The 12322-nt window shown below is 50.5% G+C and carries 13 protein-coding genes and 1 tRNA gene; 4 read left to right on the plus strand and 10 right to left on the minus strand.

Translation table 11 applies throughout. The features are described from left to right. Positions 1–562: 562 nt before the first annotated feature. The 7 genes from PSI9734_RS00235 to PSI9734_RS00265 all read right to left on the minus strand — a co-directional run bounded on the left by PSI9734_RS00235 (position 563) and on the right by PSI9734_RS00265 (position 4402). Positions 563–650: transfer RNA gene (locus PSI9734_RS00235), tRNA-Ser, on the minus strand. A 70-nt stretch (positions 651–720) separates the two neighbouring features. After that, the gene (locus tag PSI9734_RS00240; protein ID WP_173919123.1) at positions 721–1728 is read right to left on the minus strand and encodes a mechanosensitive ion channel family protein; all 1008 of its coding nucleotides are present in this window, start codon (positions 1726–1728) and stop codon (positions 721–723) included. After that, positions 1725–2195 (minus strand): bacterioferritin, encoded by a 471-nt coding sequence (bfr, locus tag PSI9734_RS00245; protein ID WP_173919124.1) that lies wholly within the window; start codon positions 2193–2195, stop codon positions 1725–1727. The genes PSI9734_RS00240 and bfr (PSI9734_RS00245) overlap by 4 nt, the downstream gene beginning before the upstream one ends. Before the next feature lies 1 nt (position 2196). After that, positions 2197–2673, minus strand: coding sequence for a bacterioferritin (gene bfr, locus PSI9734_RS00250; RefSeq protein ID WP_173919125.1), 477 nt, complete (start codon positions 2671–2673; stop codon positions 2197–2199). A gap of 35 nt (positions 2674–2708) precedes the next feature. Beyond that, positions 2709–2933 (minus strand): bacterioferritin-associated ferredoxin, encoded by a 225-nt coding sequence (locus PSI9734_RS00255; RefSeq protein WP_173919126.1) that lies wholly within the window; start codon positions 2931–2933, stop codon positions 2709–2711. Between the two features lie 68 nt (positions 2934–3001). Beyond that, entirely contained in the window at positions 3002–3436 is a 435-nt protein-coding gene (locus PSI9734_RS00260) for a DUF3429 domain-containing protein (protein ID WP_173919127.1), read from the minus strand. Then, positions 3437–4402 carry a calcium/sodium antiporter gene (locus tag PSI9734_RS00265; protein WP_173919128.1) on the minus strand — a complete coding sequence of 322 codons (966 nt, stop codon included), beginning with the start codon at positions 4400–4402 and terminating at the stop codon, positions 3437–3439. Between the two features lie 98 nt (positions 4403–4500). Between PSI9734_RS00265 and PSI9734_RS00270 the strand changes: the two genes are divergently transcribed. Further along, positions 4501–5457 carry a CorA family divalent cation transporter gene (locus PSI9734_RS00270; RefSeq protein WP_173919129.1) on the plus strand — a complete coding sequence of 319 codons (957 nt, stop codon included), beginning with the start codon at positions 4501–4503 and terminating at the stop codon, positions 5455–5457. Here PSI9734_RS00270 and PSI9734_RS00275 read toward each other — a convergent pair. Genes PSI9734_RS00275 through PSI9734_RS00285 form a run of 3 tightly spaced genes read right to left on the minus strand, consistent with a single transcriptional unit; the run spans position 5434 to position 9225 of the window. Next, positions 5434–6543, minus strand: a complete 1110-nt coding sequence (locus PSI9734_RS00275) for an ABC transporter ATP-binding protein (protein ID WP_217420750.1) — start codon at positions 6541–6543, stop codon at positions 5434–5436. The genes PSI9734_RS00270 and PSI9734_RS00275 overlap by 24 nt on opposite strands. Then, positions 6530–8197, minus strand: coding sequence for an ABC transporter permease (locus PSI9734_RS00280; protein WP_173919130.1), 1668 nt, complete (start codon positions 8195–8197; stop codon positions 6530–6532). Before PSI9734_RS00280 ends, PSI9734_RS00275 begins: the two co-directional genes overlap by 14 nt. Beyond that, on the minus strand, positions 8197–9225 hold the full coding sequence (locus PSI9734_RS00285) for an extracellular solute-binding protein (protein WP_246194654.1): 1029 nt from the start codon (positions 9223–9225) through the stop codon (positions 8197–8199). Before PSI9734_RS00285 ends, PSI9734_RS00280 begins: the two co-directional genes overlap by 1 nt. Before the next feature lie 250 nt (positions 9226–9475). Here PSI9734_RS00285 and PSI9734_RS00290 point away from each other — a divergent pair, with 250 nt between their 5' ends. The 3 genes from PSI9734_RS00290 to PSI9734_RS00300 all read left to right on the plus strand — a co-directional run bounded on the left by PSI9734_RS00290 (position 9476) and on the right by PSI9734_RS00300 (position 12309). Further along, positions 9476–11293 carry a cation:proton antiporter gene (locus tag PSI9734_RS00290; protein WP_173919131.1) on the plus strand — a complete coding sequence of 606 codons (1818 nt, stop codon included), beginning with the start codon at positions 9476–9478 and terminating at the stop codon, positions 11291–11293. 209 nt (positions 11294–11502) lie between these two features. Then, the gene (locus tag PSI9734_RS00295) at positions 11503–11982 is read left to right on the plus strand and encodes a hypothetical protein (protein ID WP_173919132.1); all 480 of its coding nucleotides are present in this window, start codon (positions 11503–11505) and stop codon (positions 11980–11982) included. A gap of 3 nt (positions 11983–11985) precedes the next feature. Further along, the gene (locus tag PSI9734_RS00300; RefSeq protein WP_173919133.1) at positions 11986–12309 is read left to right on the plus strand and encodes a BolA family protein; all 324 of its coding nucleotides are present in this window, start codon (positions 11986–11988) and stop codon (positions 12307–12309) included. Positions 12310–12322 lie beyond the last annotated feature (13 nt).

Below are 12322 nucleotides of genomic sequence, written 5' to 3' on the forward strand. Positions count from 1 at the left end.
CCTAAATTACCAGCAGGGTATTTTTTTACAATAAAAACCGAACCTTACCAGCAAATTTATTCGCGCCGCTCACTCGCGCTGGCCCTCGCCCTGCGGGTAGCGCTGGCGCGCTATGCAAAACGGCTATCCTGCCGTTTTGTCGAACCTAAGGGTTCTCACCAAAGCCGCTCACTCCATCAAATACAAAAAAACCGCCACAAGGGCGGTTCTTTTGTAAGTGGCAAAGAGGAGGGATTCACTCGGGCCATCCTTGGCCCTCGCCCTGCGGGTAGCGCTGGCGCGCTATGCAAAACGGCTATCCTGCCGTTTTGTCGAACCGAAGGGTTCTCACCAAAGCCGCTCACTCCATCAAATACAAAAAAACCGCCACAAGGGCGGTTCTTTTGTAAGTGGGGAAGAGGAGGGATTCACTCGGGCCATCCTTGGCCCTCGCCCTGCGGGTAGCGCTGGCGCGCTATGCAAAACGGCTATCCTGCCGTTTTGTCGAACCTAAGGGTTCTCACCAAGGCCGCTCACTCCATCAAATACAAAAAAACCGCCACAAGGGCGGTTCTTTTGTATTTGGCGGAGAGAGAGGGATTCGAACCCTCGATACGTTGCCGTATACACACTTTCCAGGCGTGCTCCTTCAGCCACTCGGACACCTCTCCAGAAGCGGCGGCAATAATAGGCTATCGCGCCTGTAATTTCAATCACCAATCGCGGTTTTAGTGGTGGTGGCTAGAGTTCGTCGGCGGCGTCGTTTTTGGAGCGGGCATCGGGCTCGGGTTCTTGCTCGGGCTCGTTGGAGTGTTGGTCTTGCATCACATGCACCTGTGCTCGTTCGTCGTGCCACGATTTAATATGTAAATCACGTTGTGGGAAAGGAATTTCAATTTTGTGTTCGGTTAACGACGAGTGGATCTCCCACATAAAGGCGGCATGCACCGCACTTGGGCGGTTCACGGCTTCCGGTTTTAACCATACCACTAACTCGAACTTTAAAGCGCTCTCACCAAACTCCACCAGCCAAACTTGGGGTGGACGGTGGCTGGTGTCCATGAGGGTGTGGGGGACCCGCTCAGCTGCTTCAAGTACGGCTTTTCTGACGAGATCTTTATCAGAGCCATAGGCCACGCCGAAGGGGACTTTCGTGCGACGGTAGGTGTCGCGCATAGTCCAGTTGGTCACTCGGCCACTGACAAATTCGGAGTTGGGAACAATAATATCGATATTGTCATTGGTGGTAACAATGGTACTGCGGATATTAATTTCTTTTACTTCGCCGGTAATGCCTGATTCAAGCTCAACAAAGTCGCCAACTTTAAGGGTTTTATCGAAGAGTAGAATAATACCCGAGGTGAAGTTACTGATCAGGTTCTGTAAGCCAAAACCCACACCAATACCCAAGGCACTAGCGAAAATAGCAAATTTGGTAAGGTCGATACCCATCGAGGCGATGGCAATCAAAAAACCAATGAGGAGTATCGCGTAATGGGTGATTCGTTTAAGCGCGTAAACCGACGAGGCGGCGAGGCTATTACGGTAGTCTGAATAGCGTTGCAGCGCTTTTTGAACCAGCCTGGAGACAATCCAGGCTGCGATCAAAATAACAATAAAACGCAATATGGTGCCGTAGGTGACGGGTGTTTCACCGACACTGAAAAGCTCACTATTAAGCCAGTGAAACGCTTCTTTGATGTTGGTTACGACCGTCGCCACGACATCCGATACTGAGGTTGTTGTCACATTTGCGCCTGTAAGTAGAGTTCGAGACCAAGTCGCTCAATAAGCTCAAGTTGTTGACGTAGCCAGTAGGCATGGTCTTCTTCCGTGTCGCGAAGAATGCCAACCAACATATCGCGGGTGACAAAGTCTCCTGCTTCTTCACAGAAATCAATCACTTCGCGTAAGGTTTTGGCGTTATTACGTTCCAGCTCTAAGTCGTTTTTGAGCATGGTAGGTACGTCATCAGCAATACTATGGGCTTCGCGGTTATCCATGTCTGGGCGACCACCAAGAAACAGCATGCGACGGATCAGTAAATCAGCATGGCCGCGCTCATCATCAATTTCGTGATTAATGCGCTCATAGAGTTTGTCTAGGCCCATGTCTTCGTAACGCCGTGAATGAGCGGTGTACTGATCAATAGACGTGAGTTCGTACGCTAGCAAGCGATTGAGTTGCGTAACTACCGCAGCAGTATCTAAAGCCATGTTACGACTCCTTATGCAGTTTGGTTTGCAAATAGGTACTTATGCCCAACTGGTTGATAAGATCGAGTTGCGTCTCGAGCCAGTCAAGGTGCTCTTCTTGTTGGTCAAGCAGGGTGCTTAATTGGTCGCGGGTAACATAGTCGCGATGTTGCTCACAGTGTTGTATGGCTTCACGTATGGCTTCGACATCGGCGTTCTGTACTTTGTGGTCGAGTTCCAACATCTCGCGTGGGTCTTCACCAATGTACAATTTACCGAGGTCTTGCAGGTTCGGAATGCCACCAAGAAACAGCAGCCGCTCGATGATCACGTCAGCATGCTTCATTTCTTCAATCGATGCTTTATAGATGGTGCTATTGAGCACATCAAATCCCCAATTCTTATACATGCGGGCATGTAAAAAGTATTGGTTAATGGCGGTGAGTTTGCGGGTGAGAATTCGATTAAGCTCTTGCAGAACTTTTGCTTCGCCTTGCATTACACACTCCTAACTAGATGAATAACAAGTCTAGTCTAAGTGTAGCACACCGTGGTTGGCAATAAGGCTTCTTCAAGAAAACGAGTATTACGTTCTTTGACAGCTTCGGTGAGCACCTCTTTGGCACAGCTTTTACAGCAACCACACTGTGAGGCAACGCCATAATTCTGACGTAGCTCGCGCATGCTGCTAATACCTTCATCGTGCACCGCACGGCGAATGGTTTTATCTGTGACACCTTTGCAAAGACAAACGTACATAAGGACCTCGTTTCAAACTTAGTCCAAATAATAATACAAATGCGAACGATTCGCAACCGTGTTCGTTGTTAAAGTGAAATAATGATCAAAATAATATGCAAAGCGACCACTGTGAAGCTTAAGCGCGAGCGCAGTTCGATATACCAAAGATGCTCACTGAGGTGACGTTTTTCGAAATTGAGCCAGAACAAATGGCCACAAGCGAGCACCACCAGCATGGTTAGCGGTGATAGCCAAATGCCAGCGAACACCAATACAATGCCAAGAATACTCGGTAGCATGCTCCAGTGCAGCATGCGCGTTGGATTGTCGTCGCGGGCCATGGCTAGCCCCCAGTGAACGCCACCAAGAAAGCTAAGTATGAGGGCGCTATAAACCACGAATAGTCGCAACGAATGCTCGGCGTAAAGGTCCAGTAGGCCGCCAAAAGTGAAGACCAAAAAGGGAATAAGGCCGGCATAGCCGAGTCGTTGTGCTGTGCTAATCGCGCGCTCTTGTAGCATTTAGAACCCTGTTTTCAGTAGGTAAATGGTGTAAGAAGTATAACAAAGTAACAGTATGGCACCTTGAATACGGTTTAACCGAGTAGGACGGTTCATGCGGAAGCTAAATACCGCCAACAAGAAGGTTAATACGGTCATGGCGACCCAATCGCGGCTGAGTACTAATGGGTCTAGCTGGATCGGTTCGATGGCGCCGGCAATACCGACCACCGCTAAGGTATTGAACATATTCGAGCCGATGACATTACCAAAGGCAAGGTCATGTTCATTTTTGCGAACCGCGGCAATGGCCGAGGCCAATTCGGGTAGTGAGGTGCCGATAGCGACAACGGTTAAACCGATCACTAGGTCACTTACGCCAAGGGCGGTCGCGATATCAACGGCGCCCCAAACCAATATACGTGAACTTACGACCAGCAGTACTAAACCGATAACCAACCATAGGATGGCTCTGCCGATAGGCATGGTGTGAGCTTTTATTTCTTTATCAAATTCGCCGGCTAAGCTGTCGTCTTGGCTGCGCATACCTTGGTAGATACTCCAGCCCATGTAACCGGCAAAAATTGCCAATAACATCCAGGCTTCGATGGCGGTGACGACCATGTCGTACAGCGGCCATGCCAATAATAGGGTAATGGCGATTAAAATGGGCATTTCGCGTTTTAATACTTGGCTGCTTACGGCAATGGGCGCAAGTACCGCGGTGATACCGAGCACTAAGGCAATATTGGTAATGTTTGAGCCAAAGGCGTTACCTAAAGCTAAGCCTGGGTTCCCCTGCAAGGAAGCGAACGCGGAGACGACCATTTCCGGGGCCGAGGTACCAAAGCCGATAATCACCATACCTATCAATAACGGTGGCATGCCTAGGTGGTTAGCAGTGGCGGCTGCACCGTCGACGAAGCGATCAGCGCTCCAGACTAACAGTGCGAGGCCAAAAAGTACTGCGGCAACAGCGAGTAACATGAACTGTCCTTCCAATTAAAATTGATGTCGAAATCGATGATGGCTGCTATTGTAACGCTAATCATTAGCCGTTGGGAATGTGAATTCAAGGAGTTAACATGGCACAGCCTCGCCCAGAATTTATTATCGATAGTTGGGACTTTAGTTCTCACCCAGCGCAACCGATCGACCAAGACTTCAATGCACAACCGAATCGCTGGTTTCATATTCAGCGTGATTTACCCGGTATTAGTGAGTGGTTACTTAGCGTGGGTATCCCAGAGCCGCTGATTGGTGCTGTGTTGGAGGAAGATACACGGCCGCGTTTTGAACGTAACAACGACGGTTTCTTGTTGATTTTACGTGGCGTTAACTTGGGCGAGGGCGAACGCCCAGAAGACATGTTGAGCGTGCGCATTCTTTATTACAAAGGGGCCATTTATAGTTTCCGTAAACGGCCGCTGCGCTCGGTGGGTAGGTTACGAGAACAACTGCAACAGCAGCAGGGGCCCGAGTCGTTGCAAGACCTGGTAGTGATGTTGGTGGAAGAGCTTAATGATCGCCTAGAAGAACTGCTAGATGTGGTTGAAGCGGAAATGGAACGGCTTGAAGGTGACGACAATGGCAGTACCGCCGAACGCCAACGTCAATTGACCCAACTGCACAAACGCATGCTAAGGCTGGTGCGCTTTGTACGACCGCAAATGACCGCGATTGAGCGTTTGGCCAGCGATGCGCCTAAGTGGCTAGACCCTGAAAACGTGCAGTGGTTGGTAAACGAACGCGATAGTGTGCAGCGCGAATTAGAATCTCTGGAGATGCTGCTGGAACAGGTATGGATGCTGCGCGAACACCTGCAACAAGATGTCGCCGAAAAAATGAATCGCAATACCTATTGGTTATCGGTGATTGCCGGTGTATTTTTGCCTATTAGCTTCTTAACCGGTGTGTTTGGTATCAATATTGGCGGCATGCCAGGCGTCGAGCATGAGCATGCCTTTTGGATTTTCTGTGGCGCACTCGGCATTATTGCGGTGGTAGAGTTTTTGCTGTTACGCCGGCTGCGCTTTTGGTAACACCGGCCGAAACGATGGTGCATGGTTGTGAAAACCTGGCAGTTCGCAATGGTCAGCGGCAAATACCACTAGGTGATCAAAGTCGGGACGCAGGCCAATATCAGCACCGACTTGTAACTGTTCATGCGACGGGCTTAAGGTTAATACTTCGACCCCACTGACTAATTCTACGCTGTAAAGGTTGTGGGCGCCGCGGAAACCGCGCGCCTTAATTTTGCCGCGTAGACGCGAGCTAGGGTCGGGTACTAGGTCGTCAGGACGTACTAAAAAGTTAACCGGAGTGCCCCCTTCAACGTCTTCTAAACTCGGATGCTCTAACATACCAAGGGGCGATGCCATGGCACCACTGGCATTGACGGTTCCTTGCAGCAATACACCATGCCCGATAAAGTCGGCCACCATTTGGTGACGCGGTTGGTGGTACAGCTGATAGGGCGTTTCCCATTGCAGTAATTCACCTTGGTACATGACGCCGGCTTTGTCGGCCATAGCAAAGGCTTCTTGCTGGTCGTGGGTCACTAACAGCGCGGTGATCTGCTCTTGTTTCAGCAACGCGCGCACTTCAACGGCAAGGCGCTCGCGTAGCTCTGCGTCAAGACTCGAAAATGGTTCGTCGAGTAACAATAGGCGCGGTCGAGGCGCCAATGCTCGGGCTAAGGCGATGCGTTGTTGTTGGCCGCCTGAAAGTTCATGGGGAAAGCGTTGCTGGTAGCCCGGCAAGCCAATTCGGTCGAGCAGTTCGTCGACCCGAAGTTGCTTTTCGACGGCACTGCAATGGCGCATACCAAAGCGAATATTTTGCTCAACCGTAAGGTGTGGAAACAGCGCAAAGTCTTGAAACACCATACCGATACCGCGTTTTTCAGGGGCTTGGGTAAAGGCGGGTGCCGAAACGGTTTTGCTGGCAAGACTAATACTACCGGCGGCCACTGACTGAAAGCCTGCAATGGCGCGTAATAGAGTGGTTTTACCGCAACCGCTAGGGCCAAGAAGACAACCGATTTCTCCTGCGTCGAGGTTCACCGTGACGTCGCGAACGATGGCCTGCTGACCAATATTTACTTGCAAATGATCAAGCTGTAACAGGGACAAAATCTTGCTCCTTCAGTGCGTTTTGTTGCGATTTTAACATAGCTCGCGAGAGCAGAATAACCGGAATTAAGCCAACCAGAACCATCATTAATGCCGGCGGTCCGGCGTCGGCCAAGCGCTCATCACCGGCCATTTCATAGGCACGAACGGCGAGGGTATTGAAATCGAAGGGCCGCAACACAAGGGTTGCCGGCAACTCTTTCAATACGTCGACACCGACTAAAATAATTGCAGTTAAAACACTCGGCCGCAGCAGCGGAAGGTGAATCGCGCGTAGTACTTGAAAAGGGCGGTAGCCATGAATGCGCGCGGCTTCGTCCATACTTGGACGAATTTCAGCTAAGCCGGCTTGCACGGTTTGCAGAGCCACGCTTAAAAACCTTACGGTGTAGGCAAAAATTAAGGCGAACAGCGTGCCCGAAAGTAACAGCCCTGGGTTCCAACCGAACCACTTCTGACTGAAGCTAATCAGAACTTGGTCGGCCGAGCTTAGCAACACCAGTAACCCAACGGCGATCACTAAGCCAGGAATGGCGTAGCCTAAACCGGCAAAGGCGACACTTGAGCGAACCCAACGTGTGGGCAATTGACGTCGACCGTAGGCTAACCATAAAGCCACAGTCACCACTAACAAAGCGGCTGTGAAGGCCAGGGCAAAGCTATTCCAAGCCAGTTGCCAGAATTCGATGTCGGTCCATACTTGCCAGCGTTCGACCGACCAACCTGCCAGCTGTAAGGCGGGCAGAATAAAGCCGAACACCAGCGGCAACCAGCACGCAGCAGAGGCCAGCCAAGCCTTACCGCCACTAAGCTGAAAGGGTTCAGCTGGGCGTGAGCTACGTTGGTCATAGCGCGCCTGCTTGCGCGACCATCGTTCAATTAAAATCAACGCAATCACCGCCACGAGCAGTAAACCGGCTAACTGCAGTGCACCGCTGAGATCACCTAAGCCATACCAGGTACGGAAAATACCAGTGGTGAAGGTGGTTACCCCGAAATATTGTACGGTGCCATAATCAGCGAGGGTTTCCATTAACGCCAAAGTGGTGCCGGTGACGATGGCGGGCCGGGCCAGCGGCAGTGCAATCCGCCAAAAGCATTGCCAAGGCGAAAGGCCTAGGCTGCGTCCGGCTTCAAGGGTCGTTGCGGACTGCTGTAAAAAGGTTGCGCGAGTGATGAGATAAACATAAGGGAATAACACCAAGCTCAACACCACAATGGCGCCACCGACACTGCGGATCTGCGGAAACCAATAATCACCGTAGCTGAGGTCAAACAGGTCGCGTAGTGATGTTTGCACCACGCCACTGTAGTCGAGCATTCCGGTATAAGTGTAAGCGGTGATGTAAGCAGGCATCGCCAGCGGTAATAGTAACGCCCAGCTGAGAATTCGTTGGCCAGGGAAGCGACAACTGGTAGTAAGCCAAGCCGAGCCAACGCCTAACGCAATGACGCCTATTGCGACGCCAATCATCAGCATTAATGAATGGCGTACATATTCAGGAATAACCGTTTGCCAAAGATGGCTAAGGGTGGTGAAGTCCCCCCCAACAACCAGTTGCAGTAATGCAGCGACGATAACGAAAAGCGGCAGCCCCAGCACTAGGGCTGAGGCTACCAGGGAGAGTTGTCGCCATTTCGCTGCCATTAACGCCAGCCTGCGCGGTTCATTAATTTCACGGCGGCTGCGTTATTTTCACCAAGTACGCCCATTTCGATGTCATCCATCTCGAACGCGCCCCAATTTTGCAGGCGTTGGCTCCACTCAACCTCGGTCACCGCTGGGTATTCGTTGTTGGTTGCGGCATACCACTGCTGAGCTTCTGGCGATAACAAATACGCCATTAATTGTTGCGCCTCGTCTTTGTGCTTAGCGTGTTGCGTGATGCCAATACCTGAGACGTTAACATGCGCGCCAAAGCTGTCTTGATTGGGCCAAAAGATAGCTACTTTGCTGGCTGCTTCACGTTCAGCGTCATCATCAGACGCTTCCATTAAGCCCAAATAGTAGGTGTTGGCGACGGCAATGTCACAAACGCCTGCGGCAACCGCCTTAATTTGGTCGCGATCACCACCGACCGGTGGTTTGGCAAGGTTATCAACTAGGCCACGCGCCCATTGTTCCGTTTTTTCAACGCCCCAATGATTTATCAACGCGGCCGTTAACGATTGGTTGTAGATATTATCTGAGGAACGAATACAGACATTGTTGTCCCACTTATCAGAAGCGAGATCTTCATAACCAGAAAGTTCGCTTGGGTCGACCCGATCTTTGGCATAGAAAATAGGCCGGGCCCGCAGGCTCAGTCCAATCCATAGGTTGTCGGTGCCGTGCAAGTGTGAGGGTACTTTACTTAATACGTCGCTGCTGGTGATGGGTTGAAACACGCCAGCTTCAGCCGCGCGATGCAGGTTGCCGGCATCAACGGTCAGGAACAGGTCGGCTGGGGTATTTTGACCTTCGTTTTCTAAGCGAGCGAGTAGCGCATTGCCGTTTCCGGTTAATAAACGTACTTCAATGCCGGTTTTTTCGCTAAACTGTTCGAGAACAGGTTTGATCAATGCTTCTTTTCGCGCAGAATACACGTTGACTGTTGCCGCGTTGGCGATAGATGCTGAAAATGCGAGTGCCAGTGCACTCAGCGATAGAAATTTTTGCATTTTTGATAATCTCATGACGCGTTAACCTCGTAGTTATGCAAGTAGTTATGCAAGTAGTTATGCAAGCACTGTTGCAAGTCGTTCTGCAAAAGGAATGGATGATATTGTACTTAAATGCGAATGATTATCAACTAGCTGAATGAAGTATCTCGGACCTATCCCGTCAGGGGTAGATACCACTAAGTAAACTGAAATTTACAGCGAGCTCGTTTCGCCGTGCAGGCCGACAAGTGGTTCGTCGCAACGACAAGGAGTATTCCAAACGATGTCAAATATGTCCGCTCTGGCGCTTATCGGCGTGCTGTCCATTCTATGTCAGTGGTCAGCATGGCGACTGAAAATACCGGCGATACTGCCACTACTACTCGTCGGAATGTTAGTTGGCCCTGGCTTAGGCTGGTTGCAGCCTGATGCGGTGTTCGGCGATATTTTATTTCCCTTAGTCTCGCTCTCGGTGGCTATTATTTTATTCGAGGGTAGCCTCACCCTCAAAATTGACGAGATCCGTGGTCATGGCCGAATGGTAACCAACCTTGTCAGTCTGGGGGTCTTTGTTACCTGGATAGGTGTCGCCCTGGTGGCCTATGTACTGATGGACTTCGGCTGGGAGCTAGCGGCATTGTTTGGCGCGCTAGTGGTGGTCACCGGACCGACGGTGATCATGCCAATGTTACGCTCGGTGCGACCGAAGTCGAACCTTGCGAATATTCTGCGCTGGGAAGGTATTATTATCGACCCCGTAGGCGCTTTGCTCGCAGTCTTGGTGTATGAGTTTATTATTGCCAGCCAAGGCGCTGGTATGTTGCACGCCATGCAAGCGTTCGCTATTACCATTGGCGTAGGCTTCGCGCTTGGCTATGCCGCCGGTAAACTATTAGGAACCGCGTTACGCAAAGGCTGGTTCCCACATTACCTGCAAAATGTTGCGACTTTGGTAACTGTGCTGGGTGTTTTTGCCTTATCAAATGCCTTACAGCATGAATCAGGCTTGCTCACTGTAACGGTGATGGGCATGGTGATGGCCAATACGCGTAACCTTAATTTAGACGATATTCTCGAGTTCAAAGAAACCCTCAGCGTACTGCTTATTTCTGGACTCTTTATTATTCTGGCCGCGCGGCTCAACATGGAAGCCTTCAGCGAGCTCGGGCTGCCGGCGGTCATTTTATTAGCCATCATTATTTTTGTGGTTCGTCCTTTGAGTGTTTGGTTGTCGGCCATTGGTACGCCTCTCAATGTGCGCGAGAAAGTGTTGCTATCGTGGATTGCGCCACGAGGTATTGTGGCCGCGGCGGTTTCCGCACTGTTCGCACTCAAGTTGCAGCAAGCGGGGTGGCAGGCCGCAGAGCTATTGGTGCCCTTGGTCTTTTTAGTGATCCTCAGCACGGTGGTACTACAAAGTTTAACGGCGAAGCCTTTGGCACATGCCTTAAAACTGCGCGAGCCGCCGGCCCATGGCTTTCTTATTTTTGGCGCCAACATGACCGCACGACGCATCGCCAAGGCACTAAAAGAGCAGAACTTACAAGTATTATTGGCGGATACCAACTGGGAAAACATAAAACAGGCACGGATGGAAAATCTTGCCGTGTATTTTGGGAATCCAACGTCTGATCACGCTGAAAATAATATGGACCTTACGGGTATTGGCCGAGTGTTGATTTTATCGCCTTACAAACAGCTAAACCCAGTGGTGGCCTTGCACTTTATGGATTGGTTCAGCAGCAACAAGATCTTTGGTTTACCAAGCAATGAACATGAAGCTCCGGCGCGTAACCAACTCTCTGAAAGCTACCGCGAGCGCTTGAAGCTATTCGGTAAAGGTGTGACTTTTTCAAAACTGGCGAGCCTGTCGTTCCAAGGTGCGCAAATGAAAACCACCAACCTGACCGACAGCTTCAGTTTTATTGATTATCAAGAACGCTACGGTAACCGCGCAATTCCAATGTTTGCAATGGATGAACGTAAAGTGATGCACGTATTTACCACCGATCACACCTTTGAACCTAAATCGGGCTGGCAAATTATTGCACTGGTGACGGTTGAGGAAACCTCCGCGGAACAAGCGGTTAAGTCTTCTTGATAAATGACACATTAAAAAGTTTACTAAATGTTACTTTTTGTTGTTGATGTTTGTATTTGAGTTGTATAGGATGCGTTAAAGGAATCAGAAATGGAGTTAAGGAACAACACCATTTCGTTTGAACACGGATGTTCTCCTCCCTTTTTATCTGCGTTATGATGACGGTATGACACGGTTGCTTAACTACCTCATCCTAGAGACGAACGCACATGACAAAGCTCGTTAGACGTATTCTTCCAGTGCTGCTTAGTATTGGCGTCGTTGCCGCCTGTACACCTGCCTCGGTGTCTGATAGCAGTGCGCTGACCCGAGTACAAGACATCAACTTACAACCACTGCCCAATAACGATTGGCAATTGAGTGATGGCAGTATTCAGCTGAGCTTTTGCCGCAATCGCCTAAATGATGCGCTTTTGGCCACCGCCGAAGACTTGAATCGCTGGCGCTTAGTACAAGAGCCATCGGCGCTGCCCAAACAGCGGCAGCGTGGTCTGGCGGAGCTGGCCGCATTGTATAGTGAGCATGGAGTCTTGCTCTGGCAAGAGTGGGGTACCGTAAGCTCACAGTCGTACCGAATCGTCAGCGCGCGAAAGAGTGAGTCGCCGTCATTAATTGATGCCTTGGCGCGGCTCGGTCGTGACCCGCGAATCTGCTATAGTGCCATCGACAGCGCAACAGGGGGAACCTAAACCATGCTTAATCAGCCGACCGACAGTTATATTGAACAACAGCTTAAAGACAACCTACCTTTGACCCACTTGCAGGTTATTAACGAAAGCCACATGCATGGTACGCCTACGGACGATTCACACTTTAAGATTGTGATTGCCAGCGAAGCTTTTGCCGGTAAGCGTTTGTTACAACGTCATCGCACCATTAATAAATTATTAAGTGACGCCTTGGCTGGCCCCGTGCATGCACTCGCGCTGCACACCTACACCCCAGATGAATGGCAACAGCTAGCGCAAGCGCCAGAATCACCAGCCTGTCGTGGCGGTAGCAAACTGGATAACTAGCGCTGGTGTCACG

The sequence above is a fragment of the Pseudidiomarina piscicola genome, from assembly GCF_902806985.1.
GTDB classification, from domain to species: domain Bacteria; phylum Pseudomonadota; class Gammaproteobacteria; order Enterobacterales; family Alteromonadaceae; genus Pseudidiomarina; species Pseudidiomarina piscicola.

Coding starts and splice junctions, on each gene's coding strand:
- bfr (WP_173919124.1), bottom strand. CDS start 2,195: ATGGCTTTAGATACTGCTGCGGTAGTTACGCAACTCAATCGCTTGCTA.
- bfr (WP_173919125.1), bottom strand. CDS start 2,673: ATGCAAGGCGAAGCAAAAGTTCTGCAAGAGCTTAATCGAATTCTCACC.
- PSI9734_RS00255 (WP_173919126.1), bottom strand. CDS start 2,933: ATGTACGTTTGTCTTTGCAAAGGTGTCACAGATAAAACCATTCGCCGT.
- PSI9734_RS00260 (WP_173919127.1), bottom strand. CDS start 3,436: ATGCTACAAGAGCGCGCGATTAGCACAGCACAACGACTCGGCTATGCC.
- PSI9734_RS00265 (WP_173919128.1), bottom strand. CDS start 4,402: ATGTTACTCGCTGTTGCCGCAGTACTTTTTGGCCTCGCACTGTTAGTC.
- PSI9734_RS00270 (WP_173919129.1), top strand. CDS start 4,501: ATGGCACAGCCTCGCCCAGAATTTATTATCGATAGTTGGGACTTTAGT.
- PSI9734_RS00280 (WP_173919130.1), bottom strand. CDS start 8,197: ATGGCAGCGAAATGGCGACAACTCTCCCTGGTAGCCTCAGCCCTAGTG.
- PSI9734_RS00285 (WP_246194654.1), bottom strand. CDS start 9,225: ATGAGATTATCAAAAATGCAAAAATTTCTATCGCTGAGTGCACTGGCA.
- PSI9734_RS00290 (WP_173919131.1), top strand. CDS start 9,476: ATGTCAAATATGTCCGCTCTGGCGCTTATCGGCGTGCTGTCCATTCTA.
- PSI9734_RS00295 (WP_173919132.1), top strand. CDS start 11,503: ATGACAAAGCTCGTTAGACGTATTCTTCCAGTGCTGCTTAGTATTGGC.
- PSI9734_RS00300 (WP_173919133.1), top strand. CDS start 11,986: ATGCTTAATCAGCCGACCGACAGTTATATTGAACAACAGCTTAAAGAC.